Annotated in this window: 19 protein-coding genes and 2 pseudogenes; 10 read left to right on the top strand and 11 right to left on the bottom strand. The window is 59.5% G+C overall.

Going from position 1 to position 23,308, the window contains the following annotated elements:
* Window positions 1–27 precede the first annotated feature (27 nt).
* A complete protein-coding gene (locus tag FH08_RS0136110) occupies window positions 28–1,509 on the bottom strand; it encodes a benzaldehyde dehydrogenase (protein WP_031363004.1) in 1,482 nt (493 codons plus the stop codon).
* 346 nt (window positions 1,510–1,855) lie between these two features.
* On the opposite strand from FH08_RS0136110, the gene FH08_RS0136105 reads away from it, so the two are divergent.
* From FH08_RS0136105 to FH08_RS0136080, 6 genes and pseudogenes are all read left to right on the top strand, one after another.
* Complete coding sequence (locus FH08_RS0136105) at window positions 1,856–3,655, top strand: sigma-54-dependent Fis family transcriptional regulator (RefSeq protein WP_035568383.1); 1,800 nt, start codon at window positions 1,856–1,858, stop codon at window positions 3,653–3,655.
* Window positions 3,656–3,876: 221 nt separating this feature from the next.
* Entirely contained in the window at window positions 3,877–4,923 is a 1,047-nt protein-coding gene (locus tag FH08_RS0136100) for an aromatic ring-hydroxylating oxygenase subunit alpha (protein ID WP_031363002.1), read from the top strand.
* Between the two features lie 8 nt (window positions 4,924–4,931).
* Window positions 4,932–5,879, top strand: a complete 948-nt coding sequence (locus FH08_RS0136095; protein WP_031363001.1) for a PDR/VanB family oxidoreductase — start codon at window positions 4,932–4,934, stop codon at window positions 5,877–5,879.
* A 70-nt stretch (window positions 5,880–5,949) separates the two neighbouring features.
* Window positions 5,950–6,723 (top strand): GntR family transcriptional regulator, encoded by a 774-nt coding sequence (locus tag FH08_RS0136090; protein WP_031363000.1) that lies wholly within the window; start codon window positions 5,950–5,952, stop codon window positions 6,721–6,723.
* A gap of 36 nt (window positions 6,724–6,759) precedes the next feature.
* Window positions 6,760–7,371: pseudogene (locus FH08_RS0136085) on the top strand (ISL3 family transposase); the annotation flags it as partial.
* A gap of 238 nt (window positions 7,372–7,609) precedes the next feature.
* Entirely contained in the window at window positions 7,610–8,761 is a 1,152-nt protein-coding gene (locus tag FH08_RS0136080; protein ID WP_031362998.1) for a serine hydrolase domain-containing protein, read from the top strand.
* Window positions 8,762–9,044: 283 nt separating this feature from the next.
* Here FH08_RS0136080 and FH08_RS49770 read toward each other — a convergent pair whose 3' ends face one another.
* The 3 genes from FH08_RS49770 to FH08_RS54075 all read right to left on the bottom strand — a co-directional run bounded on the left by FH08_RS49770 (window position 9,045) and on the right by FH08_RS54075 (window position 11,631).
* Window positions 9,045–9,899, bottom strand: a complete 855-nt coding sequence (locus FH08_RS49770; protein ID WP_031362997.1) for a lipase family protein — start codon at window positions 9,897–9,899, stop codon at window positions 9,045–9,047.
* Window positions 9,900–9,950: 51 nt separating this feature from the next.
* Window positions 9,951–11,171, bottom strand: coding sequence for a metallophosphoesterase family protein (locus tag FH08_RS0136070; RefSeq protein ID WP_160172540.1), 1,221 nt, complete (start codon window positions 11,169–11,171; stop codon window positions 9,951–9,953).
* A gap of 334 nt (window positions 11,172–11,505) precedes the next feature.
* On the bottom strand, window positions 11,506–11,631 hold the full coding sequence (locus FH08_RS54075) for a hypothetical protein (protein WP_268810840.1): 126 nt from the start codon (window positions 11,629–11,631) through the stop codon (window positions 11,506–11,508).
* Window positions 11,632–12,009: 378 nt separating this feature from the next.
* Between FH08_RS54075 and FH08_RS0136060 the strand changes: the two genes are divergently transcribed.
* Window positions 12,010–13,428 (top strand): hypothetical protein, encoded by a 1,419-nt coding sequence (locus FH08_RS0136060; protein ID WP_152603002.1) that lies wholly within the window; start codon window positions 12,010–12,012, stop codon window positions 13,426–13,428.
* A gap of 188 nt (window positions 13,429–13,616) precedes the next feature.
* On the opposite strand, the gene FH08_RS0136055 is transcribed toward FH08_RS0136060, so the two are convergent.
* Window positions 13,617–14,366 carry an Asp/Glu racemase gene (locus tag FH08_RS0136055; protein ID WP_031362994.1) on the bottom strand — a complete coding sequence of 250 codons (750 nt, stop codon included), beginning with the start codon at window positions 14,364–14,366 and terminating at the stop codon, window positions 13,617–13,619.
* Between the two features lie 266 nt (window positions 14,367–14,632).
* Window positions 14,633–15,985, bottom strand: a complete 1,353-nt coding sequence (locus tag FH08_RS0136050) for an MFS transporter (protein WP_031362993.1) — start codon at window positions 15,983–15,985, stop codon at window positions 14,633–14,635.
* A 387-nt stretch (window positions 15,986–16,372) separates the two neighbouring features.
* Here FH08_RS0136050 and FH08_RS0136040 point away from each other — a divergent pair, with 387 nt between their 5' ends.
* Window positions 16,373–17,305 carry a LysR family transcriptional regulator gene (locus FH08_RS0136040; protein ID WP_035568287.1) on the top strand — a complete coding sequence of 311 codons (933 nt, stop codon included), beginning with the start codon at window positions 16,373–16,375 and terminating at the stop codon, window positions 17,303–17,305.
* A gap of 401 nt (window positions 17,306–17,706) precedes the next feature.
* Window positions 17,707–18,672 carry a D-2-hydroxyacid dehydrogenase family protein gene (locus FH08_RS0136035; protein WP_031362991.1) on the top strand — a complete coding sequence of 322 codons (966 nt, stop codon included), beginning with the start codon at window positions 17,707–17,709 and terminating at the stop codon, window positions 18,670–18,672.
* 170 nt (window positions 18,673–18,842) lie between these two features.
* Here FH08_RS0136035 and FH08_RS53060 read toward each other — a convergent pair.
* The 5 genes and pseudogenes from FH08_RS53060 to FH08_RS0136010 form a co-directional block, all read right to left on the bottom strand.
* Window positions 18,843–18,944: pseudogene (locus tag FH08_RS53060) on the bottom strand (IS6 family transposase); the annotation flags it as partial.
* Window positions 18,945–19,300: 356 nt separating this feature from the next.
* Window positions 19,301–19,684 carry a VOC family protein gene (locus FH08_RS0136025; protein WP_031362990.1) on the bottom strand — a complete coding sequence of 128 codons (384 nt, stop codon included), beginning with the start codon at window positions 19,682–19,684 and terminating at the stop codon, window positions 19,301–19,303.
* Window positions 19,685–19,796: 112 nt separating this feature from the next.
* On the bottom strand, window positions 19,797–20,261 hold the full coding sequence (locus FH08_RS0136020) for a hypothetical protein (RefSeq protein WP_035568380.1): 465 nt from the start codon (window positions 20,259–20,261) through the stop codon (window positions 19,797–19,799).
* Window positions 20,262–20,729: 468 nt separating this feature from the next.
* Window positions 20,730–21,146 carry a cupin domain-containing protein gene (locus FH08_RS0136015; RefSeq protein ID WP_152603001.1) on the bottom strand — a complete coding sequence of 139 codons (417 nt, stop codon included), beginning with the start codon at window positions 21,144–21,146 and terminating at the stop codon, window positions 20,730–20,732.
* A gap of 72 nt (window positions 21,147–21,218) precedes the next feature.
* A complete protein-coding gene (locus tag FH08_RS0136010; RefSeq protein WP_031362987.1) occupies window positions 21,219–22,154 on the bottom strand; it encodes a LysR family transcriptional regulator in 936 nt (311 codons plus the stop codon).
* Here FH08_RS0136010 and FH08_RS0136005 point away from each other — a divergent pair.
* Entirely contained in the window at window positions 22,153–23,094 is a 942-nt protein-coding gene (locus FH08_RS0136005) for an MBL fold metallo-hydrolase (protein ID WP_031362986.1), read from the top strand. The genes FH08_RS0136010 and FH08_RS0136005 overlap by 2 nt on opposite strands.
* The last annotated feature ends 214 nt before the right edge of the window (window positions 23,095–23,308 follow it).

The raw sequence follows: 23,308 nt of genomic DNA, 5'->3' as shown, positions 1-23,308 counted from the left end.
CTCCTTGTTGTTGTTTATCGTCTGTCGTTAGAAAGGCGTTGAGCGGGCGGCTTCTTTCACCGTGACCCATTGCCATTGCGTGTACTCGTCCAGGTCGGATGGGCCGCCCACGTTGCCGCCGTTGCCTGACTGACCGCGTCCGCCGAACGGGTTCACGCATTCGTCCGCAACGGTCTGATCGTTGATGTGCAGAAGGCCACACTTCAACCGCTCGCCGATCGCCATTGCGCGACCCACCGAGGCGCCGATCACCGCGCATGACAGGCCGTATTCAGTGCGATTCGCGAGGGCGACGGCTTCGTCGTCCGTATCGAACGGTGTGATGGCCGCAACCGGCCCGAAGATCTCCTCATCGAATGCGCGCATGCCGGGTTGAACGTTCGACAACACCGTTGGCTTGTAGAAAAGCTGTTCGTAGGCGCCGCCCGCTTCGAGCACCGCGCCAGCCTCAACCGAGGCGCGCACGATCGAGTCGATCTGCTGCAATTGCCGCGCGTTGATGACAGGTCCCAGCGCGACGGTGCCGCTCGCAGGATTGCCGACCGGCAAATGGTTGGCCTTCTCGATGAGCCGTCGCGTCAGCTCCGCGGCAATCTTGCGATGCGCAACGATGCGTCCCGTCGCCATGCAGATCTGGCCTTGATGAAAAAACGCGCCGAACGCGGCATTGCTCGCGGCGACGTCGAGGTCTGCATCATCGAGCACGATCAGCGTGTTTTTGCCGCCGAGTTCGAGCGAGACCTTCTTCAGATGGCGTCCCGCAAGTTCACCGACCTTGCGCCCCGCTGCGGTCGAACCGGTGAAGGCGATCATCCCGACCTCGCGCGCTTCGACGACTGCGGCGCCGGCATCCGCGTCGCCGGGCAACACTTGCAGCAGGCCCGGCGGCAGGCCCGCTTCCTCGAATGCGCGGGCGATCAGGAAACCTCCGGAGACGGGCGTTTGCGGATCGGGCTTGAGCACGACGGCATTGCCGGTCGCGAGTGCCGGCGCGACGGAGCGCATCGACAGGATCAACGGAAAGTTGAATGGCGAGATCACGCCGACTACACCATGCGGGACGCGCCGCGCGTAGCTGAGACGGCCGGCTGTTGTCGGCAGCACGAGCCCCTGCGGCTGCAGCGGCAAACTGGCTGCGATGTGCAGGAGCGTCGCGGCTTCGGTGACTTCGTGCTGCGCCTTCGCGAGGATGCCGCCGGTTTCGCGGGCGATGTAGAGCGCGAGCGCGGCGGCGTCGCGTTCGAAGGCGGCGGCGGCGCGGCGAAATACGGCTGCACGCTCGCGTGGCGCAAGCGCGGCCCATGCGGGTTGCGCCGCGGCGGCGTGAGCGGTGGCGCGCGCGGCGTCCGCCGGGCGCGCAAGACCGACCTGAGCGAGGCGTTCTCCCGTAGCGGGTTCGATGACGTCGCGCGTCTCGCTGGCCGCGTACCAGGTGCCGTTCGCGCCGCCGAACAGGCAGCCGGTCCAGAGCCTGTGATCGATGAGCGGGTTCGGTTGCGTATCTGCCATGTTGTTTGTCTCCTTGATTTGATTGGATGAGCATTGGGCTTTGAGCCAGCTCACGCAGGTTCTTTGCAATAGCCGTGCCATTGCCATGGCGCGCGCCGCGCAAGCTTGCCGTCTCCATGCACAGAAGCGCTGGTGGGACTGTATGAGCGACAGCAGCATCTCGCATGATAGTGGCGCCTGAGAACCAGCCGGCGGCATGGCCGGGACATCCTCAGCTTGCGCAAATGATAAAAGTTATATCAAATAAGTAATATGAGTTTTAATGATTTCATCAAATAACTATTCGACGAATCTCTGGTTGCACGTCTTTGAGGCAAAGACGCAAAGGGAAACGAAAGGAGACGAGATGCTCGATTCGATCACGCAATTGCATACCGGTCCGGGCAGAGTCTCGCTCGCCGACGCGGCGCGCTTATCCGGTGCGCTGATGAAGGCCGGCGACAGTGCTCATCTCGACGTGGGTGCTGTGCCGACGCTCGGCGATCTTGCCGAATGCCTGTTCTTCTCACCCGGCGATGGACGGATCTGGCTCAACGACCAGCGGATGCTGTTGCTGCACAGCGCATCGTTTGGTTCGCTGCGGCGCGAGTTGATCGAATGTGTCGGCGCTGGATCCGCGCGCCGCCTGCTGACGCGAGCGGGTTACGCATCCGGCGCACGCGACGCGGCGCTGGTCCGGCAACGCTGGCCCGCGGCCGATGGCGCGTCGCTGCTTGCTGCAGGCACACGTCTTCATGCGCTCGAAGGCGTGGTCAAGGTCGAGCCGCTGCATTTTGCGTTCAACGCCGCGACCGGGCGCTACGACGGCGAATTTCTCTGGCATCACTCGTCCGAGGCGGATGAGCATATCGCCGCTTACGGCGTTGGTAACGAGCCGGCCTGCTGGATGGAACTCGGTTACGCGATGGGCTATGTGACGGCCCTGACCGGAACGCTCGTGATTTTTCGCGAAGTCGAATGCCGGGCGATGGGCAGCGCGGTGTGCCGCGTGGTTGGGCGCAATGCGCAGCGCTGGGACGACGTCTCGGACGATCTGCGCTATCTGGACCCGCCGGTCACAGCCGTCGGCGCGGCGACCCATTCCGAGGCCAAGGGCCCGCCAATCCGACGCCCGGCCGAGCCGACAGAATCTGTCGCGGACGAAGGTCTGGTAGGACATTCGGCCGCCTTCGTCGCGGCACGCGATGCAATGGCGCGCGTGGCGCCAACCGACACCGCCGTTCTGCTGACCGGTGAGTCAGGCGTGGGCAAGGAATTGTTCGCGGCGACGCTGCACCGGCGTAGCCGCCGCGCGTCGGGTCCGTTCGTCGCAGTGAACTGCGCAGCGTTACCGGACACGCTGATCGAGGCCGAGATGTTTGGTGTCGAGCGCGGCGCATTCACCGGGGCCATGCAGACGCGCGCGGGCCGTTTCGAACGCGCGGCGGGCGGCACCTTGTTTCTCGATGAGATCGGCAGCCTGCCGTATGCCGCGCAGGGCAAACTGCTGCGCGTGCTGCAGGAGCGCGAGGTTGAGCGGGTTGGCGGGACGCGCTCGTTGCGGGTCGATGTCCGCGTGATCGCCGCGACCAATGTCGAGTTGCGCGAACAGGTGAAGCGCGGCCGGTTTCGCGAGGATCTGTTCTACAGGCTCAATATCTTCCCGATCGTGATTCCGCCGTTGCGGGAACGCCGCGACGACATTGCCTTGCTGATCGAGCGCTTCTTGCTGCAGTTTCGCCACGAGCACGGCCGCATAACGCCAGGCCTCACGCAGCGTGCGCGGCGCACGCTGCTGAACTATGCATTCCCCGGCAACATTCGCGAGCTGCGCAACATGGTCGAGCGTGGCGTGATTGCTGTCGATGACGGCGAGCTGATCGATCTCGCTCATCTGTTCCGCCATGAGCCATTGCCGGCTGCGGAGCTGTATTCCGTCGATCACGGCATGCTGCGGGCAGAGCGAACGGACGAGTCTCCGGACGGCTTGCCGAGGGCCACCACGGCGAACTTGCCTACGTTCGTTTCGATCGACGCGGCCGAGGCGCAATTGCTTGCCGATGCGCTCACGCGCGCGGGCGGCAATGTGTCGGCGGCGGCGCGGCTTGTCGGCTTGACGCGCGCGCAGTTCGCCTACCGGGTCGCGAAGCGCAGTGGCAGAAGCTGAGCTTTTCGGCGTGTGCGCATCGTATTCATGTTTACCCGCGAACTGAAGGGAAAAGTTAGACATCACCGCTTAGTTGTATACAATTGGCACCCAGAATGTCTGAGATGGTGGAACTTGTTTTTGCAGGCATCGAAATACTCGCCCTAAAAATGGCCATATCCTCAAATATATCTGCGATAACTCAAATCAATTCTTGATAAATTGTATACACAGGTGGAGACATGTTCCTGAAAAATGCCTGGTACGTGGCATGCACGCCAGATGAAATTGCTGGCCGTCCGCTCGGCCGCCGAATTTGCAACGAGAGCATGGTGCTGTTTCGCGGTCCCGATGGCGCGGTCGCCGCGCTCGAAGATTTCTGCCCGCACCGCGGCGCGCCCCTTTCGCTGGGTTTCATGCGCGAGGGCCAACTGGTCTGCGGTTATCACGGGCTGACGATGGGCGTGGAGGGCAAATGCAGCGGCATGCCCGGACAGCGGGTCGGCGGGTTTCCCGCGATCCGCCGTTTTCCTGCGGTTGAGCGTTACGGTTTCATCTGGGTATGGCCTGGCGATCCGCTGCAGGCCGATCCGGCCAAGATCCATCATCTCGAATGGGCGGAAAGCCCCGAATGGGCACACGGTGGCGGCCTGTATCACATCGCCTGCGATTACCGCCTGATGATCGACAACCTGATGGACCTGACGCACGAGACGTACGTGCACGCATCAAGTATCGGACAGGCGGAAATCGAGGAAGCCGCGCCGGAGACGAAGGTCGAAGGCGACACGGTCGTGACCCGCCGTTTCATGGAAAACATCATGCCGCCGCCGTTCTGGGCGGCAGCGCTGCGCGGCAATGGGCTCGCGAACAACGTGCCGTGCGACCGCTGGCAAATCTGCCGCTTCACGCCGCCGAGCCACGTCATGATCGAGGTGGGCGTGGCGCATGCGGGCAAAGGTGGTTATCACGCTGAGCCGCAGCACAAGGCGTCGAGCATCGTGGTCGATTTCATCACGCCGGAGACTGATACGTCGATCTGGTATTTCTGGGGCATGGCGCGCAACTTCAATCCGCAAGACACGAAGCTTACGGAGACGATCCGGGAGGGTCAGGGGAAGATTTTCGCTGAAGACCTCGAGATGCTTGAGGCGCAGCAGCGCAATCTGCTGGCGCATCCGGAGCGCAACCTGCTCAAGCTGAATATCGATGCGGGCGGTGTTCAGTCACGCCGGATCATCGAGCGGCTCATCGCGGGCGAGCGTCAGCCTGTCGCGGCTTTGTCCTGAGGTTCGGCATGCAAGTCAGGATCATTCGTAAATACGACGTAGCCACCGATATCTGCGCGTTCGAACTGGCAAGACCCGACGGTTCGGCGTTGCCTGCCGCCTCGGCGGGTGCGCACATCGATGTCCACCTGAGCGATGGACTCGTGCGCCAGTATTCGCTGTGCAATCATCCCGACGATACCAATCGGTACAAGATCGGCGTGTTGCGCGAAGCGAATTCGCGGGGCGGTTCGGTCGCAATGCACGCGCTGAGCGAAGGCAGTCTGCTGGAAATCAGCGAACCGAAGAATCACTTCCCGTTGGCGCAGGCGGCTAGCCATTCGTTGTTGCTGGCGGGCGGTATCGGCGTGACGCCGATTCTCGGCATGGCCGAGCATCTCGCGACTTCTGGGGCGTCGTTCGAGATGCACTATTGCACGCGCGATCCGGCGCGCGCCGCGTTCCGTGAACAACTGGCTGAGGCGCGGTTTGGGAGCCGTGTTTATCTATACTTCGACAGCGCGCCTGCCGACGAACGCGTGAACCTCCGAGCGCTATTGGCCGCGCCTGAGCCCGGCAAGCATCTATACGTGTGCGGCCCGTCCGGGTTCATAGGCGCGGTGCTGGACACCGCGATTGCAGCGGGTTGGGATGAGCGCAACGTGCATCGGGAATACTTCGCGGCGGTGCTGCAGCATGAGGCCGCGAGCGATGATTTCCAGGTCAAGCTGGCCATCAGTGGGCAGGTGATAGACGTCAAGGGTGGTCAAAGCGTCATCGCGGCGTTGACGGCGGCGGGCGTCGAGGTCCCGACCTCGTGCGAGCAGGGTGTATGCGGCACCTGCCTGACGCGCGTGCTGTCCGGCGTGCCAAATCATCGGGATGTCTATCTGACCGATGAGGAACGCTCTGCCAACGATTGTTTTCTACCGTGCTGTTCGCGCTCGAATTCACCTATGCTGGTGCTTGACCTGTGAGGGCAGGGCGCCGCGAGGACGCTGCAACGGCCGAGATTATCCCTGGAGTGCGACCAACGGAGTCAAGCGCATGGAGCAAAACGATCAGACACAACTCGATGCAGGCGCATCGGGTTCCGCATCGCAGACGGTTAAGGCGCAGTTGGGTTTGCGTGACCTGATTCTGGCGGGCGAACTGACGCCGGGGTCGCGCATCACCGAATTGTGGGTGGTCGACAGACTGGGCGTGTCCCGCACGCCTGTGCGGGCGGCGCTGATGCGCTTGCAGGACGAAGGCCTGCTTGATCCGTTGCCGTCGGGCGGCTATGCGGTGCGTTCGTTTACGGCAGCCGAAATCCATGACGCTATCGAGTTGCGGGGCACGCTTGAAGGACTGGCCGCGCGGCTTGCGGCCGAGCGCGGGGTCGATGCATCCTTGATGTCGTTGCTGCATGACTGTGTGGCACGGATCGATGACGTCCTCGAAGACGCAGACCTGTCGGAGCAGAAGTTCTCGCAATACGTCGAACTCAATGAGCGCTTTCATCGCCTGCTGGCTTCGGCTTGCGGCAGCAGCGTTGTAGAGAAGCAATTGTCCAAAGCAATGGCCCTGCCGTTTGCGTCGCCGAGCGGCTTTGTCAAGGTGCAGGCGGTGGCGCCCGATGCACACAACGTCCTGATCGTGGCCCAGGCCCAACATCGTGCGGTGCTCGAAGCAATCGAATGCCGTGAGGGAGCGCGCGCCGAAGCGCTGATGCGTGAGCATGCCCGGATCGCACACCGCAATCTGCAGAATGCGCTGAAGAACCAGCAGGCGCTATCGCACCTGTTCGGAGGCAATCTGATCCGGCAGTGGGCGCGCTAACTTGAATATCTCTTCCACGATTAACACGCTGGCAAGCCCGAACAAATCAGCTCGGTCAGCATCGACATGTCGCCGGCTTTCATCAAGGGCGTCAATGAACATCTGCCCGACGCTCGCGTGAGCTTCGACAAGTTTCACGTCGTCGCTCACGCGTCCAAAGCGCTCGACACAGTGCGTCGGCAGCAACAGAAGCTCGACCCGCAACTTAAGGGCATGCGTTGGACGCTGCTCAAAGACGCGAACAAACTTAATCTCGCCCAACTTACCGACCTCGAGGCGCTCGTCAGTCAGTACACCACCAAGCGTACTGCCCGCGCATGGCTGCACCGTGAGCAACTGCGCGACATTCTCGAACGCAAGCAAATCAATGTCGTGTCCGAGATGTTGCAGCAGTGGTGCACCAACGTCATGCGCTCAAAGGTCGAACCGATGAAGGACGTGGTGAGATTGATTCGTCGACATTTCGACGGCATCGTTGCCTGGACTCAGACGCGTCAGACCAACGGTTTTATCGAGGCCATCAACGGCTTGTTTCAGGCCGCCAAACGCAAAGCACGAGGATACGCTCGCTTCAAAACCATGCGCACCGTCCTGTTCCTCATCGCCGGAAAGCTCGACTTTACACGCTTTAACGAGCATGCCCGTTGAGCCCCGTTGAGCCCCGTGAGCCCCGTGAGCCCCGTGAGCCCCGTTACCCACTCCGTTTTCAACAGAGCCAGATAAATGCAATAAATCCTTCACGGCGGCCCACTCGCGCGGAGTGCCGCGGTGTAAGTCAACGCCGCGCTCTGGAGCCCATGCATCGGCTCGTTGGTGCAAAATGGCACGACCCGTACAAGGGGCGATTCCGCCTACGGGTTCCCACCCATGAACGCAGGAGACAACCATGACTTTTGACGGTTCGGCCATCAAGGCGCTGTTGGACGATGCTGTTTCGAAGGGCGCTGTTCACGGCATTGCTGCGGTGGTAGTTGACCGCAGCGGCCCCCTGTTCCATCACGCGGCCGGCGAAGCCGGCCAACATGCGATGTTCCGCAATGCCTCGATGACGAAGGCCGTTGCCACTACGGCGGCATTGCAGTTCGTGGAGAAGGGGCTTCTGAGCCTTGATGCTGCAGTCGAATCGATCTTGCCGGAGTTCGGTCAGTTGCAAGTGCTGGACGGCTTCGACGGCGACAAGCCGCGCTTGCGCCCTCCTGCCAGCCACGCTACCGTGCGCCAACTGATGACTCACACGGCCGGCCTCAGCTACTTCTTCCTCAACGAAAAGTTGCTGCGCTACCACGACCTGACGGGCGAGCCTCACCCTCTCACGGGATTGAAACGCAGTCTCTCAGTGCCACTCGTCAATGATCCCGGCACTGCCTGGGAGTACGGCACCAACACCGACTGGCTGGGGCTCATTGTCGAGAAGCTGTCGGGACAGGGCTTGGGCAGCTACCTCAAGCAACATGTGTACGAGCCGCTGGGAATGAACGATACGACATTCGCACCCAGCGCCGAGCAGCGCGGCCGGCTGTTGCGCGTGATGCAGCGCCAGACCGACGGCACGCTCGCGCCTTCATCGCTCGACCTGCCGCCAACCTCCGAATGGGACGCAGCCGGCCACGGGTCTTACGGGACCGTGCAGGACTACGGCCGCTTCGTGCAGGCATGGCTCAACGACGGTGCGGGCATCCTGAAACCGGCGACCGTGCAGTTGGCGCTGCAGAACTACCTCGGGCCGATCAGGCTCCCCGAGCTGATGAAGTCTGCGATGCCCGAACTCACAAACGACGTGCCCGCAATGCCGGTGCCACAGGGCTGGGGTCTGGGTTTCCATCTCACGCTCGACGACGTGCCGGGTATGCGCAGCAACGGCACCGCCGATTGGGCCGGCGTCTTCAATTCATACTATTGGATCGACCGCTCCAGGGGTGTAGGCGGCGTGCTGATGACACAACTGCTGCCCTTCTTCGACATGCCTGTCATCGAGACACTCATTGGCTTCGAGGCGGCGGTGTACCAGCAGGTGGGAGCGGCCGTCCAAGCGGCATGACGCCCGTGCACGAGCAGTGAGATCGGGACCGGCCGCATGTTTTCTCAGCAGGGTACGGTCCAGTTCGACCTCGAGCGACTGCTCTCGGCAGGTCGGCTTCGGCTGGAGCTGACCCGGTCTCGTGGACACCTATTCTTTGGAACAGGAGGTGTCCATCATGCAGAGACATCGCACCCCGTACGCGGCGCAATTCCGGGCACAGATGGTCGGGCGTTGGGCGGCTGCCTTTTGTCATCGCGCCACAGTCGTTGCCAACTCTGCTGCCAACTCCGCTGCCAGTTCATTACCCAACCAAACTCCTCACATAGTTGATCGGTGCATGATCCGCGAGGTCGCGAACCACATTATTTCCCGTTTTCCACGCATATTCGCGCACAAAGTCGGCCCTCGCGGCCAGTTGGTCCGAGAGAATGAACTCAGCGTCCGCCTGAGGCTGCAAAGCGCCACTTCGGTCTATGTAGGTCGATAGCCCCACATGAACATAACCGCCCAGTTCCGGCGGCAGTTCCGTGACTACATCGCAGCAATCGACGAAGCGGGTGATATCGATTCCGTCGAGCGTTTCAGCGAATGCCGAGTCGCCGATACGAGGCGATCCGATCGTGATCAGTTTGTCCGGCGTTACAGCGCTGGCAAGGAGCGTGGCGATTGCGGCGCCGAGACTGTGACCTGTCAATACGAGCTGCTTGCGTGCAGCCGAGTTAGTCGATAACCATTGCTTGACCGGTTCGAACACGCTTAGCGCCGCGCGCGCAAATCCCGCGTGTGCGTGCCCGCTGCTCAGCGGCCAGGCAGTCATGCTGACGTTCAGATCAGTGCCAAGGTCGGTGAGCGAGTTCGGCTCGGTACCGCGGAAGGCGAGCAGCGCAAGATTATCGGCGGATCTCCAGGCGCCATAGCCCTGCGTGCCTGTAGGCGTATCGATGAAAGACACAAAGCCATTGAAACCCACCAGGGCGAGCGCGGCCTCCAGACTCGCCTGCTCCGCGCCGCCGTCTTCAAAATGGATATACGCGAGCCGCGAAAGTTCGGCGCAAAGAGCCGGGAGCTCATAGTGTGCATCCGTCGTGAAAACGGTCGGCCGCAGTTGCGGACTATAGAGCGCGTCGCGGCTTGCATCATAGGGAATGTCTGGCATGCGTCGCTCCTGTTGTCATAACGAGTGGTTCTACGCAGTACGATTGAATGCTCAGGGCTTCGGGTACACGGTCATGCCGTCTTCGTTTACAAACGCTTCCGTTAAATCGCTTTCATTCAAGGACAACAGTACAAAGCCGTTGTTGACACGGCCCGTATAAGTCAGATCGCCCGCTAAATTGTTCTCGTACCAAAGAACGGCTGGATTCGGGTTCAGTCCTGAGGGTGCGCCGGCAGGAACCGCGCCATGACCGCAACAACGGGGATGGATCGTGCCTTGGTCCGCATAGGCAACGCCGGCGTGCAGGTGGCCCCAGTACCACCACACTTCGCGGCCAGCAAAGAGAGGGGCGATTTGTTCCCACAGGAGGGTTGTAGCACCGTCCGTAGACAGGCCGTTGTGATGAGTCAGCAGAATGATTTTTTGGTTGACTGCGTTGTTGAGAAGGCTGGTCACATAAGCGCATTGGTCCGGATCGAGCTTGCCGTTCTGATAGAGGTTGATCTCATCGGCGTGATAGGCTGTATCGAGTCCAATCACAAGCCAATCCTGGTTTTGCAACGCGAAGTAGCTGTTCGACTTCTGGGCACTGAACTGCGGGTCTGCGAGCGTCTTGCCGAAATAGCCCTGCGCGCCCGAATACATCTCGTGATTAGCGTTAAGTGCAAAACTTGCTTGTCCACCTGCAGGCCATAAGCCAAGAAAATTCTGTTGTTCTTCGCCCTGCGTGCCGGCGTAATACACATCACCCAGGTGAACAGTGTAGTCAGGGCGGAGGTTGTTGATCTCGTCCTTCACTTTCCCGGCACCGCTCGGTTGCCCGTCCGTCCTGTAATCAACCCCGGTTCCCCAGTCACCCGCAATGGCGATAGTCACAGCACTGCCAATTGCCATGACCGGCGGTGGATTTGTCAGGAAGGGCGCCTTTTGCGCGGGGGGGAAATGCTCGAGCCAGCATATCGCCGCCTCGGTCCATTCAACATCCAGCGACTCATATTTAAGTGTTCCCACCAGATCGCCTTCGCTCGTTACGCTGCTCGCAACAAGTGCGCCATTTTGATTGGGTAATAAAGTGGCGTTTGTCAGAAGGCTTCGTATGTTTGCAAGGATGTGATGTTGCGGAGAAGAGGTCGTCCGACCGCTAAGCAAATCGACGGTTTGACTTTGCGCCTGATCGAAAAGCTGGTGGAGCGCCTGGACTTTGGGGTCGTCGTCGGTCCCAATCGCTGCAAGGGCGTTTTGCAGGCGTTGCTGCATTGACGGTAGGGACATGTTTGGCTCCAAGTCGTTGATGGCGTCGTTACACCTAAAAGATAACGACCGGGATTTTTCGAAATCACCACTAACACAACGGCGTTGCCAGTTCGAAAGCATAGGCTGGCGAACCGTGTCAGGACATGATCGTATTAGAAGATGGCTATCCTAACCAACATATCCTCTTGGAATCTTTTACTTACGGCGGCGATGCGTGGCGCCTCATGCAGAGGCCTGGCAGTGAACAGGGAAGTAGCCGTTCTTAATTGAACTTAATGTAAGCAAAAAAGTTTCGCGTACAACTTGATTGCTTAGGCCCGATTTTGTGCGTTTTTATTTAATACACAACCCCTCATAGGAAGGGATAAGCAGTGATGCGGGCGAAAGGCAAGGCGGCGAACACGATCAGCAAGGTCGTCATCGCGAGAATGTAAGGCTCGATCCAATCTCGTATCCCGCCCCAGATCTGCCGTGGCATGATCCGCCGATCCGGCCTGTCGATAAGCTCAGTTCAGTGTGCGGAAGCCTTGCAGCAAATAAAAAACGTGGGTCCAGGGCAGGGCGCCGCAGCGAATGCTTCATTTGATCCGGGCGGCAGCCGGCGCATGGTTGATTGCGTGCAAGGAAGGCCTGCTAATACCTACCGCGCAAGAAAGTCCTATCGTTTGGCAAGATAGTCCTAACGCCGAGGGTCCATGCGCCATACGCTTCGTATGAAAACAGGCGGCGCGAGGACGATGCTGGAAATTTTGAAACGCGAAGCGCAATTCGAAGGCGGTTTTGAGTCGCGTTGCATCAGGTATGTACATTTCTCGCGAGGACTAAGCGGGATGGACTGTAGCGGAGGTAAATGACAATGAAAAATCATAGTGGTAATCAAGAACCGGGAGGGCGGCCAGAGGAGTCCTGGAACTACTCCGGCAATTACGTAGCCGCTTTGCTCGAGGACTGCATCAGAATGCTGACTTACGCGACAGACAAGGGTATCCGCATTTCCAAGCAAGATTCCCAAAATGTGGCGGCAGCTGGACAAGCGTTCGCGCGCGGAAAGTGGACCGGCGACGTAGAGTCAGATCTGTACACGACGAAGAGTAAGCTGGCCGAGGCGATCAAGCCGGTTACCACGGAGACGCTTGCCCCCGGGGCATTGCATTGCGCGCGAAGATCCACGCGCTTTTACTTCAAGGCGACGCTCGTGATTGCCGCCATCCTCTTGCCGCTGTCGATGGTGGTCTTTGCGAGTGCGAAGCTGACGAGCAGTAGTAAAGCGCTAATCGAAGCAAACGACATAATGGCCGTATCGCTCTACAACGAGCTTGAAGATCATCGCGATAAGATCATCAACAAGAAGCAGGAGCTTATAGCAGCGTCCTCTTCGTCTGCTCCGCCTTCGTCTGCTTCTTCCGCGTCGGCTGCACGTGTCGGCAAGACCGCAAAGGACGCCGGTTTTAAACGAATCCCCGTCTGCATGGAACCTTCAGACGCTGACGGGGCGACGGCCATGAACGTCGGCGCGACGACCTGTTCTGTGTCCGAGGCTTCGCTTACGAATGGCGTAACTGAACCGGGCATGGATGCCGACGATAAATTGGCCGACACGCCGTCCGCTCTGTTGATCAAGGCGGCACTTCAGGATTTTGCGCGAAACAACCGGTCACTCTATGCGCAAACCAGATGGCTGAGTTGGTTGAATCTTGCACACTTCCGGAATGTGTATGCGTCGCCCTGGATGCTCGACCAAACCACACTGCGAGAGAATCTCGAATTGAGCCTGCCCATTCTCACCAACCCGAACCGGTTGAAGAAGCAAGACGTGAGCATGAACGACGAGAAAATGAAACCGGAGCATGCAATCGATGACGGCCTGCAAAAGCTCGCCGTGTATCAGGATATCCGCGCGATGGCGCAAGACGCGGGGCGCACCAGTGACATCCTGTGGGCAGCTATAACAACTTACGTCCTGCCGGTGTTGTACGCGGTGCTGGGCTCGTTGGCGTTCATCCTGAGGGACCTGTCCGAGCAAAGCGTCAGTAAGACTTTCCATCCGACCCACGGAAGATTCGTCAATCGTGTGCGGCTTGTGGTTGCGGTAATCGTTGGCACGGTGATCGGACTGTTCGATAACTTCTGGCACGACAGTGTTGTCTCTGCGTCACCGCTCGCAATCGCGTTTATTGGCGGATATGCAGCAAATACTTTCTTTGCTTTCCTCGACACGAATTCGTTTTTAGACAAGCGCTCTGGCAAGCGCGCCTCAAATGGCTCTGCGCGATAGAAAAAAGTGCTAACGATCGCTCGATCGCAGGGCATATCCCAATTGCGTAGTTCAGGATCCGGTGTCGCCGACCGGACCTGATCATTGTCGCCGCCCGACGCGGTCCTCGTTGGACAGGATGGATCGCAAGACGCCGCCTTGTCGACATGTCCAACGCGCAACTCCGTGAGCGCTGACTGCGTTACTGATCACGCGCCGGAAAGCAACGCTCCCGCGCCGGGGACGATCGGCTCGAGCTTGAGCCGATCCAGCATGCCCCGGACGGTGCATACCGCAGTCGAGACGGTGCGGATTCCCAGCATGTCTTCGATGCGCTGAATTGCCGGTAATGAAGGCATTTGGACGCATGCGGACGCCACCACTACGTCGGCGCCTTCCGTGTTCAGGCCCCGGACGTCGTGGACCAGTTGCATCGGGTCGCGCAGACCGACTTCAAGGTTGTCGGGAATCTCAAAGCAGATGGAATCGATTACCTCAATCCCTTCGTTCTCGATATAAGCGACAACGAGATCGGTCAAGGGCCGCATGTACGGCGCCATAAGCGAAATCCGGCGAGCGCCCAGGATCTTCAGTCCTTCGACCAAAGCTCCCGCGGACGTCATGACTGGCGCCATGCAATGATTGGCACGCGCAACCTCCAACAGTTCACGTTCAGTTTCCCGATGATATCCGGGCCCCATCGCCATGATTGCAACCAGGCACGCCGTGCTCATGACATCAACTCGAGCGTCGGCGAGTTCCGCCGCGCAGCGCAAGCCTTCCTTGTTCATGGCTACCAACTCCTCCTTTGTGACCTTGTGCATTCTCATCCGACTCGAATGGAAAGTGAACCGCTCGGGGCGGATTGTTTCACGGGCACGTAACATGGCGGGAATCTCGGTTTCCATGGTCGTATTCGAGCTTGGAACGATCTGGCCAATGCGAAAGTTTTGAGGCATTTCCTTCTCCAAAATACAGTTAGGTATCCAAAACGTGGACCAAGATTTTCATGACGTCATGATCCACGTGAAAGTCGACCGGGCAAGACTCAACCCGGCATAGGGAGCGGCAATATCATCTCGGTTGACTTCAGACTTAATCGGAAAGACCACAGCCTTGCGAAGACGGCCCGCTGTCTCGTCTCCGCTGGTCTCGGTATGATGAAGTCAGCCGAGGTGCGTTGCTTGCATACGCTTTCCAGAACTACAATCGGAAGATCGCTGACTCAGTCCGGCATACCTGCGCCACGCGTCTCAGGCAAGAACCACGGCAGCACGATACCGAGCAGATACACAGAGCCGAGTGCCAACGCCGCCTGCGACACACCACCGAACGATTTGATCATGCTGCCAGCGATGATCGGGAAGACCCACGCGATCAGGCGCGCCGCATTGAACACAAAGCTGATCGCAGTGGAACGCACGCTGCTGGCAAAGAGTTCACATGGGTAGATCGCCATCCAGACATAGGCACAGCCGAGGGTGAAGAAGCCATTGATCGGCGCTACAACCATAATCGCTTCGACGCTTGTCGTCAGCTTATACGTGACGAATGTTGTTACCAGCGAACCGACGAAAGTCAGCGACATGAAGGCCCGCCGGCCGATTGCATCCACCACGAAGCCCGCAATCATGTAGGCCACAATCGCGCCAATGGTGTACGCGATCGATATCTTCGAGCCCCACGACAAAGCGTCGGTGAGACCTTCGGCTTTAGCGAGCGACACGGTGTAGGTCGGCAGCCAGCTGGAAATGGCCCACCATCCGACGGTCGTGACGATCGAGAGCACCAGTAGAAGCAGGGTGCGGCGCAGCGCTTCAGGTTCACTGAACAATTGCGTGAGCGTGAAGGGGCGCTTGCCCGATGCAGGCGCGTCGCCCGCAACCGGCTGGGTGCTCGTCGCGCTCCAGCGTTTCTCGCGCACCGCGCGTTGCCATTTCTCCGACTCGTTGACCCCGCGGCGGATGTACAGAACAAAGAGCGCCGGGACTGCGCCAAGCACGAACATCAGCCGCCAGGTTTCGGCACCGAGTGGATGCGCCGACGAAAGCGCGTACCACACGACCGCCGCGATCAGTGTGCCCCAGCCGAAGCCCGATTGCAGGAAGCCAGCCCCTTTCGCACGAGCCCGCTCCGGCCAGGTTTCCGACAGCAGCGCGACGCCCGTGCTCCATTCGCTGCCCATTGCGAGGCCAGTCAGGAAACGCAGCCCGCACAACACCCAGAAGGTTTGCGAGAACGCAGTCAAACCCGAAAACACCGCGTAGAGGAATACGGACCAGAGCATCATCCGCTTGCGGCCGACGTAGTCCGCGAGAATCCCGCCAATCAGACCGCCCGCCCCCCAGCCGAGCAACGTGATGCCGATTACCAGACCCGCGTAAGTCGTGGGGGACACGGCTTGTGCAGGCGACAGCACCGAATGCAGCATCGGCCCAAGAACAACGACGAGAGCCAGTGCCTCGTAGCCGTCGAAAATCCAGCCGAGAAAGCTAGCCTTTAGGACGCGCCAGTGCGTTGGCGTGAGACCCTCGTACCAGCGAGTTCGCGAGCTCAATGCAAGTTGTTTGTGTTCCATCTTTTGTCTCCTTCATATTTTCAACAGAGGTTTCATGCGTTCCGGCGGTGCACCGGCCTGTGCTTCTGAAAAAACCAGTGTGCTGTCTGCGGCAGCGATCCGTTCGAGGCCGCGCCGGTGCAGCTTTCTCACGGCGCCAATACGCGCACGGGGCTGCAACGTATCGCGCAACTAGGTGGCGGCCAGGACAGCTTCCACTTCTCGACATAAAATCGTGATGCACGCTACCCGGCCCCGCGTTCTGGTCGATGGTCCTGCGCGGATCGAACTCCATGGCACATAGGATGCCGGTTGCCGGGTGTATTGAAAACTTCTCAATTTTCAATACAGGCATCGCCAAACGCGATGGGTGCAGACCGAGCGGATATTCAACCCGAAGGAGCGAGGATGCGTGTTTCAACAGATCGGCCACTGCGACTTGACCTGGAGTCCCTGCGTATTTTCGTGGCTGTCATCGAGGAGGGCAGCATTGCTGCGGCGGCGGCCCGCACGCACATCGTGGCATCGGCCGTCAGTAAGCGCGTATCAGATCTCGAAGACGACGCCGGCACGCCACTGTTATATAGGCACAGCCGCGGTGTTCAAGCTACGCCTGCGGGCGAGGCGCTCTATCATCATGCGAAGCGGCTGAGCGAGCACTTGCAGCAAATTTCGGACGAACTGTCTGAATATTCGGAAGGATTGAGGGGGCATACCCGGATTTATGTGAACTTTACCGCAATGGTCCAGTATCTGCCCGGCGTGCTGCGCTCCTTTCTGCGCGCAAATCCGAAAGTGCGGATTGATATGGTCGAGAAATCGAGCGATGAAGTGGTGCAGGCGATCGCAAGCGGGGTTGCCGATCTCGGCATCTGCTCGACCACCGAGGACGCCCTCGGTGGTCTGCAGTGGCGTCCGTACAGCATCGACAAGCTGGTAGTGATCGTGCCGCCGGATCATCGGCTCGCCGCGTGCGCCAGCATGCCCTTCGCGGAAGCTCTGGAGGACGATATCGACATCGTCAGCATGCCGTACGGTACGTCTATTTCGAAATTGTGTCGCGCTGCCGCCGAGCGTGCCGGCAGGCGGCTACGCGTACGCATAGAGGTGACTAGCTTCGAGGGCGTGCGCAACATGGTCAGCGCGGGTCTCGGTATCGGTGTGCTGCCCAAGGGAAGCGTGACACCTTATATGCATTCGGCGCCGTTTCGCGTCGTCGAGCTTGATGAACCATGGTCGCTGCGGCCGCTCTTGATAATCGCGCGCAATTTTGACACGTTGCCGCTTCCTGCGCGTATGCTGGTCGACCACCTCGAAGAGCATCATGGAAATGTGGCGTGAGGAATAGTGCGAATCATGGCGAGCCGCACAGCGAAGCGAACTGCGGCTGTGCTCCTGGCGAGCTGGGCGTGGCGATTCTCACTTCACGGGGCACAGTCAAGCCGGCGCCCAACTTTTCTTCCAACACTGCGCGCGGTCTGATAGCTCACCTGGACTGCCATCGCGGTTCACGATGGGTGGCGTCGCTACTTATTGATTTACGTCGTGGGCTGGGTTGCATAGCATGCAATTCGGGAGTTGCGGTTTGAGTATTCCCGTGCTGTTGTGCAATGCTTTGCGCACCTGGATCAATTGCGGATTATTCTCGCAGTGATTCTCACTTTACCTGTTTGGCATCCACGCTCTGGGATATACGCCTGGCTAGAGTGGTATTAATCTTTTCAATTCCTGGAGCGCGTTTCATGGACCCCAAATTCCCTATCAAGGTAGCAATCCTCGACGACTATCAGAACGTCGCGCTGAGCATGGCAGACTGGTCGCCCCTCGAGAACCTGGCAGACGTTACGGTGTTCAACGACCACGTCGCTGATATCGGGAACCTGATTCAACGCCTGCAGCCATTCGACGTCGTATGCGTGATGCGAGAACGCACACCGCTGTCCCGAGTGGTCATCGAAGGCTTGCCGAACTTGAAGTTGATTGCCTCTACCGGCCCAGGGAATGCGTCGATCGATCAGGCCGCGGCTGCGCAACGCGGCATCGAAATTCGGCATACGGGCTATTCGTCCACGCCGACGATTGAGCTTACCTGGGCGCTGATTCTCGCGATGGCCCGCAACATTCCCCTCGAGAATCAGTCCCTGCGTCAGGGCGGCTGGCAGCTCTCGCTTGGCGATGAACTCGCGGGCAAGACGCTCGGATTGCTTGGTCTTGGCCACGTCGGATCGGCTGTCGGCATTATCGGGCGGGCATTCAGAATGAACGTCATCGCGTGGAGTCAGAACCTCACCGCGGAGCGCGCCGCGGAGAAGGGCGTGCAGCTAGTCAGCAAAGAGGTACTGTTCTCCACTGCAGATTTCTTGTCGATTCACTTGCGGCTGAGTGAGCGCACCCAGGGTTTGGTCGGCACGACGGAACTCGCGCAGATGAAACCTGCAAGCCGGCTGATCAATACGTCCAGGGGACCGATCGTTGACCATGTCGCCCTGCTTGGGGCGCTCACGACCGGTCAGATTGCCGGCGCTGCGCTGGACGTATACGACGCCGAACCGCTCGACAATCCGCACCCTCTGCGCGAGTTGCCCAATGTGCTCGCGACACCTCATATTGGTTATGTATCGAAGGAGTTGTATCGCACCTTCTATAGCGATACCGTGCGTAACATCGTTGCGTGGCTTGATGAAACCGGACGCTCTGCGCAAGGCTAGCGGAGGAGATGATCTTCGCGAGGTCCGTCTCGTACTCGAGGTTGCGCAACGCAGTCGGGCGGACAACAGCAGGCAATTTCGAATGCGTCGTGATCGAACATCGCGAGTGAGCAGGTCTAATTTTTCACGACAAATGGGAAGCATGACTTGTCGTGTTCTGCAGTCTCGCGCCGCACGCACAGCAACATCAAATCGAGCGGATAGTGGAGGCGCTTCAGCACCCGGGCGATGCCCGGAGCAAGCGTCTTTCGCCATGTTTGCGCTTCCTTCATCGCGCAGCCAAAGCATATTTGTCAGCCGCGAATACTACCTCTCCCGCATTAGCGCAGGAGAACCAGTTCGGGTCTCAGCGGACATTACCGAGCCAACTGTCCAACGCTCGCAAAGGCTGAGCCTGTGCCGTCAGGCGCGCTCAAGGCATCGGCCGTTGCTGCTTACTAACCGCCGTTCCTGCGGCGCTGCGTTAAACGGCGGCAGTGGGTCGCGTGCTGACTGTCGCGAGAACACCCGTGCTCGATCAACGTGCGATCGGCGACCAGCGCGCATGCCGAGAAATCCCCGGGCTTCTCATCAGGCCAATCATGCCGGACACGCATTCCCGGTCCGGACCGGAAGCCGACTGGATTCCTTATGCGCCGCTGCCGTACGGCTGCGTGATGATCTCGAGATTGTGGCCGCTCGGGTCTTCGAAATACGCGCCTCGACCGCCATCGTTCGTATTGATCTCGCCCTGCCGGCGGTGAAAGGGATCCGCCCAGTAGGGCAATCCGCGGCCCTGTATTCGCGCAAGAATGCAATCGAACTCCGTCTCGCTCACCAGAAACGCATAGTGTTCCGGCCGCGTTTGATGATCATCGCTGTAAAAGTCCAGCGTGACGCCGTTATCCAGTTGCACGGCAAGGAACGGCCCGAATGGCTTCGGCTCGGGAAGTCCGAGTATTTCTGCGAGAAATGCCGCCGATGCATCCCTGTTCCGCGCGTACACGATAGTGTGATTAAGCGTGATGCTCATGTTCGCTGCTCTCCTTTCGCCGCTTGCGTGACAGTGCCTGCTCATGGTGCCGGCCGGCGTCATAGCCCAACCCACGCTCCGTCCCTCGCGCAACCGCTGAACATGGCTCCAATCAGTGCGGCTGACCGAGGCACGCATCGGCGACGTCGACGATCGGCTCGCTATCGGCGTGGGCTTCGGGAAAGCGATCGACACATTTGATCTGTAGTAGCGTCCACCATGTACCTGGCGGATCGTGGCCGAGCCACATCACCGTCGCGGCCGCTTTGGTTCGAAGCCTCCATCGCTGCCAGTCGGCGCCCGTTGGTGAAAAATGGCCCTGACTGTCGGTGTATTGGCCCGGGTCCAGATCGTAGCGTTTCAGGTAGGCCGGATTAAGGCGCTCATCGAGCGTAACCTGCTCACCATGGGCGATGCGCGCCCGTTCCCGTGTCTCGTCCTGACTGAAATCGCTCACCGCACGGCTGATGACCGACAACTCGAACAGCAGCACTGCGCCAGTTGCCAGACATGTCGTGGCAAGGCAGAGCACGAACACCCAAAGAATCCGCCGACCGACTATTAGTGTGCGCGCCATCAAGTCCCCTGGCCTCGCAATGTGATGAAAAGAACTCGTGCCGTTCCAGCGCGGAAATTCAGCAGACGTTTCCGCTCCCCTCTTCAAACGATACAACTTCACGTGCCGGTGGTCCAGACTGACCGCTGCGATGTTCCCGGGCCTCGACACGGCGGCAATATGAACTGAAGTGGCCTGCGTCAGGAAACCATGCAATGGTGAGCGCCAACATGGAGTGGTGCCGCGGATCTTGCATCGCAACGGTAGTTGGTTCGGGTGGCCGCTTTTCACTCTGCATGAGGGGAGCTGACAACGAGCATCTATCTTTATGCCGACGATGATCAGCGGCATACCGGGACGGAGAAAAAGCATCGCGTCCACTGGCAATGTCTCGCGGTGCTATCCCCTTACCGGCGAGTGATCGGCCACAGGAGAAATTCGAAGCCAAGTGAGCATGGCCCGCACATGTCGTTTTGCTGCTCGACGAGATCAATGCAATGGATCGAGAAAAGGCGTGTCCGGGTCGCTGGTGTAAAAGACAACGACACGGAGCGAATCGCTATTGCTGCGGTTATAGCCGGTCATCTTCACGTGCGGCGGCTCCACCATTGCCTGACCTTGAGTGACGGTGACGGGTGCTCTGCCTTCCATCTCCAAAGTGAAGGCACCCTCCAGCACATAGACAGTCACCGGAAACCTGTGCGTATGAAAAACGGTTTTATCGCCGGGTTTGAAACTCGCTGTTAAAACGCGAAGTTCCTGTTTTTCGCCTCTCGGCATGCCCTCGACAACTTGTTGAAGAAGTATTTGAGGTTTGACGGTTCCCGACTCTTGTGCGGCGCAAGGTAGGCAAAAAGCCGAGCCCAAAGCGACGGCTGCGAAAGCCAGACAGGTAGTTGTTTTCAATTTGTATGCTCCATTCAATACACGTCCCGGTCACGTGGTGAGTATTGGCAGGACATCGTCGCGTGCCGCATCTCATGTGAGGCTACGCATCACCTCGTTCCTTACTCCGGGAATCGTCGCCAGTTCCTGCTTGAGTTCAGCACGCCACGTCTGCAGGCGATACGTCTGGGTCTTGACCGGAAACACCGCATGCACTGGCCACTCGGGCAGACGCCAGTCGGCGAGCAACTGGACGAGTCGCCCGCCGCGGATGTCGGCATCAACGGCGTAGCGATGAATCAACCCGACGCCCGCACCTGCCAGTAGCGCCTCGCGGTGCCCAACGATCTGGTCGATCCTGAGGCGGGGCGTAACCCTGACTTTCTGCTTGCGGCCTCTACGTTCGAGGCAAACGTCGTCGCCGTCCAGCAGTCCCGAGAATGCAACCCACGGCAACGACTGCAAGTCAGTTGGCCGTGCAACCGGTCGAATCAAACACCGAGGATGACTGACCAGAACCTCTTCCAGCACGGCCAGTGGTCTTGCAAACAGGGACGAATCGGCAAGTTTGCCAATGCGGATGGCAACGTCGATTCCTTCGCTGACCAGATCGCTCTGGCTGTCGGACAGGCAAAGCTCCAGGGTCACCTTCGGATGCCGTTCGACGAACCGACCGCAAAACGGCGCAATCACGAAAGCGCCAAATCCTGACGGGGCGGCAATGCGGATACGCCCTTCAACCTCCGCGTTATCGCCCGTCAATCGTTCTCGCAGAATGTCGTCCGATTGCACGATGAGCCGCGCCTGCTCGTAGACCATCCTTCCGGAATCGGTCACGCGCAGGGTGCGGGTGGTTCTGATGACGAGCGCGGTGCCGTAGGCCGTCTCGAGATCCTGCAGTTGTCGCGACACCGTCGGCTGCGTCGTGCCGAGGTCCCTTGCCGCCGCCGATAGGCTGCCACGCTCGACGATCCGCAAAAACGTTCTCAACTGCGACAGGGATGCATCCTTCGTCATGGCCTCACCCATGTGGTTTCCGTATGAATTATATGCGTTCTATGCACCTTCTCTCATGCCGGTCAGTGGTCAACAATTCAACGGCGTTCTCTTCCAACCCGTTCAAGGAATGGCCATGTTCAATGTTCACGTTTTCAGATCTGCCGAATCTGCATTTTTCGTCAACTCATTTATCATCGAAACTGGGCGCGGCCTCGTGCTCGTTGACACCCAGTTCCTGACATCCTCCGCGCGGCAGTTGTGCGAGGCGATCCGGGCCCACGGCAAGCCCCTTCTCGCAGTCTTCATCACTCACCCGCATCCCGATCACTTCAGCGGCACGGCCGAAATTGTGCATGGGTGGCCGGGACTACCGATCTACGCAACCCAGGCAACGATCGACGTCATCCGCACGACGCAAGCCGAGAAGCGTGCCGCATGGACTCCAGTCTACGGCGACGATTATCCTCAGGAGACGGTGCTGCCCAATACTGTGGTGGTGCCCGGTCAGTCTATCTTTGTGGACGGTCTTGAGCTGCGCGTAGACGATCTTGGCGAGGGAGAGTCCGCCGATATCACCGTTATCCACTTGCCGCAGAGCGATCAACTAATCGCCTCGGACCTGCTGTATCACCGCGTGCACCCCTGGCTCGCTGAAGGTCGGACAAAGCAGTGGCTAAGCCAGCTTGAAATCGTGCGTGAGCGATATTCGACTGCGACCGGCATCTTCGCGGGACACGGCGAAGCCGCCGGGCCGAACGCCCTGACGCAGCAGGCGGAGTACCTCAACACGTTTCGTAACTGGGTGCGCGACGGAATAGGCGACCTCAGGCACCCTACGCACGAGGAAAAGAGCATGGTCGCTGGAAAAGTACTTCAGCGATACCCGAACTATCCGCTTCAGATGCTCGTTGAGATGAACATCGATGGAGTTGCAAAGGAACTCGCAGCTGAGTTTGAATCGGCGCGCTGACCCGGCTATCGTTCACATGGGGGCGAGACGAGGAACTCCACAGTGCCGGGTGCTGCAACCGGAGCCAACGAAATGTTATCGACCGGATCGTCACCGAGTGCGACGGCGCGTGACACTAACTCGATGCGCAGCCCGCGGACTTCGAGCATCGCGAAGTCCGCGCTGACCGCGTCGAAACGGCCTCGCCCGGTTACGACGAAACGCAACCGGGATT

Source organism: Caballeronia sordidicola, from assembly GCF_000729995.1.
In the GTDB taxonomy this organism is placed as follows: domain Bacteria; phylum Pseudomonadota; class Gammaproteobacteria; order Burkholderiales; family Burkholderiaceae; genus Caballeronia; species Caballeronia sordidicola_A.
This window is presented reverse-complemented; position numbering and strand designations above follow the sequence as displayed.

What these genes read in the sequence shown, in the direction of transcription:
- FH08_RS0136090 (WP_031363000.1), top strand. Translation starts at nt 5,950, where the DNA reads ATGGAGCAAAACGATCAGACACAACTCGATGCAGGCGCATCGGGTTCC.
- FH08_RS0136020 (WP_035568380.1), bottom strand. Translation starts at nt 20,261, where the DNA reads ATGGCGCGCACACTAATAGTCGGTCGGCGGATTCTTTGGGTGTTCGTG.
- FH08_RS54075 (WP_268810840.1), bottom strand. Translation starts at nt 11,631, where the DNA reads ATGCCACGGCAGATCTGGGGCGGGATACGAGATTGGATCGAGCCTTAC.
- FH08_RS0136105 (WP_035568383.1), top strand. Translation starts at nt 1,856, where the DNA reads ATGCTCGATTCGATCACGCAATTGCATACCGGTCCGGGCAGAGTCTCG.
- FH08_RS0136010 (WP_031362987.1), bottom strand. Translation starts at nt 22,154, where the DNA reads ATGGGTGAGGCCATGACGAAGGATGCATCCCTGTCGCAGTTGAGAACG.
- FH08_RS0136095 (WP_031363001.1), top strand. Translation starts at nt 4,932, where the DNA reads ATGCAAGTCAGGATCATTCGTAAATACGACGTAGCCACCGATATCTGC.
- FH08_RS0136005 (WP_031362986.1), top strand. Translation starts at nt 22,153, where the DNA reads ATGTGGTTTCCGTATGAATTATATGCGTTCTATGCACCTTCTCTCATG.
- FH08_RS0136035 (WP_031362991.1), top strand. Translation starts at nt 17,707, where the DNA reads ATGGACCCCAAATTCCCTATCAAGGTAGCAATCCTCGACGACTATCAG.
- FH08_RS0136080 (WP_031362998.1), top strand. Translation starts at nt 7,610, where the DNA reads ATGACTTTTGACGGTTCGGCCATCAAGGCGCTGTTGGACGATGCTGTT.
- FH08_RS0136050 (WP_031362993.1), bottom strand. Translation starts at nt 15,985, where the DNA reads ATGGAACACAAACAACTTGCATTGAGCTCGCGAACTCGCTGGTACGAG.
- FH08_RS49770 (WP_031362997.1), bottom strand. Translation starts at nt 9,899, where the DNA reads ATGCCAGACATTCCCTATGATGCAAGCCGCGACGCGCTCTATAGTCCG.
- FH08_RS0136110 (WP_031363004.1), bottom strand. Translation starts at nt 1,509, where the DNA reads ATGGCAGATACGCAACCGAACCCGCTCATCGATCACAGGCTCTGGACC.
- FH08_RS0136040 (WP_035568287.1), top strand. Translation starts at nt 16,373, where the DNA reads ATGCGTGTTTCAACAGATCGGCCACTGCGACTTGACCTGGAGTCCCTG.
- FH08_RS0136055 (WP_031362994.1), bottom strand. Translation starts at nt 14,366, where the DNA reads ATGCCTCAAAACTTTCGCATTGGCCAGATCGTTCCAAGCTCGAATACG.
- FH08_RS0136060 (WP_152603002.1), top strand. Translation starts at nt 12,010, where the DNA reads ATGAAAAATCATAGTGGTAATCAAGAACCGGGAGGGCGGCCAGAGGAG.
- FH08_RS0136070 (WP_160172540.1), bottom strand. Translation starts at nt 11,171, where the DNA reads ATGTCCCTACCGTCAATGCAGCAACGCCTGCAAAACGCCCTTGCAGCG.
- FH08_RS0136025 (WP_031362990.1), bottom strand. Translation starts at nt 19,684, where the DNA reads ATGAGCATCACGCTTAATCACACTATCGTGTACGCGCGGAACAGGGAT.
- FH08_RS0136100 (WP_031363002.1), top strand. Translation starts at nt 3,877, where the DNA reads ATGTTCCTGAAAAATGCCTGGTACGTGGCATGCACGCCAGATGAAATT.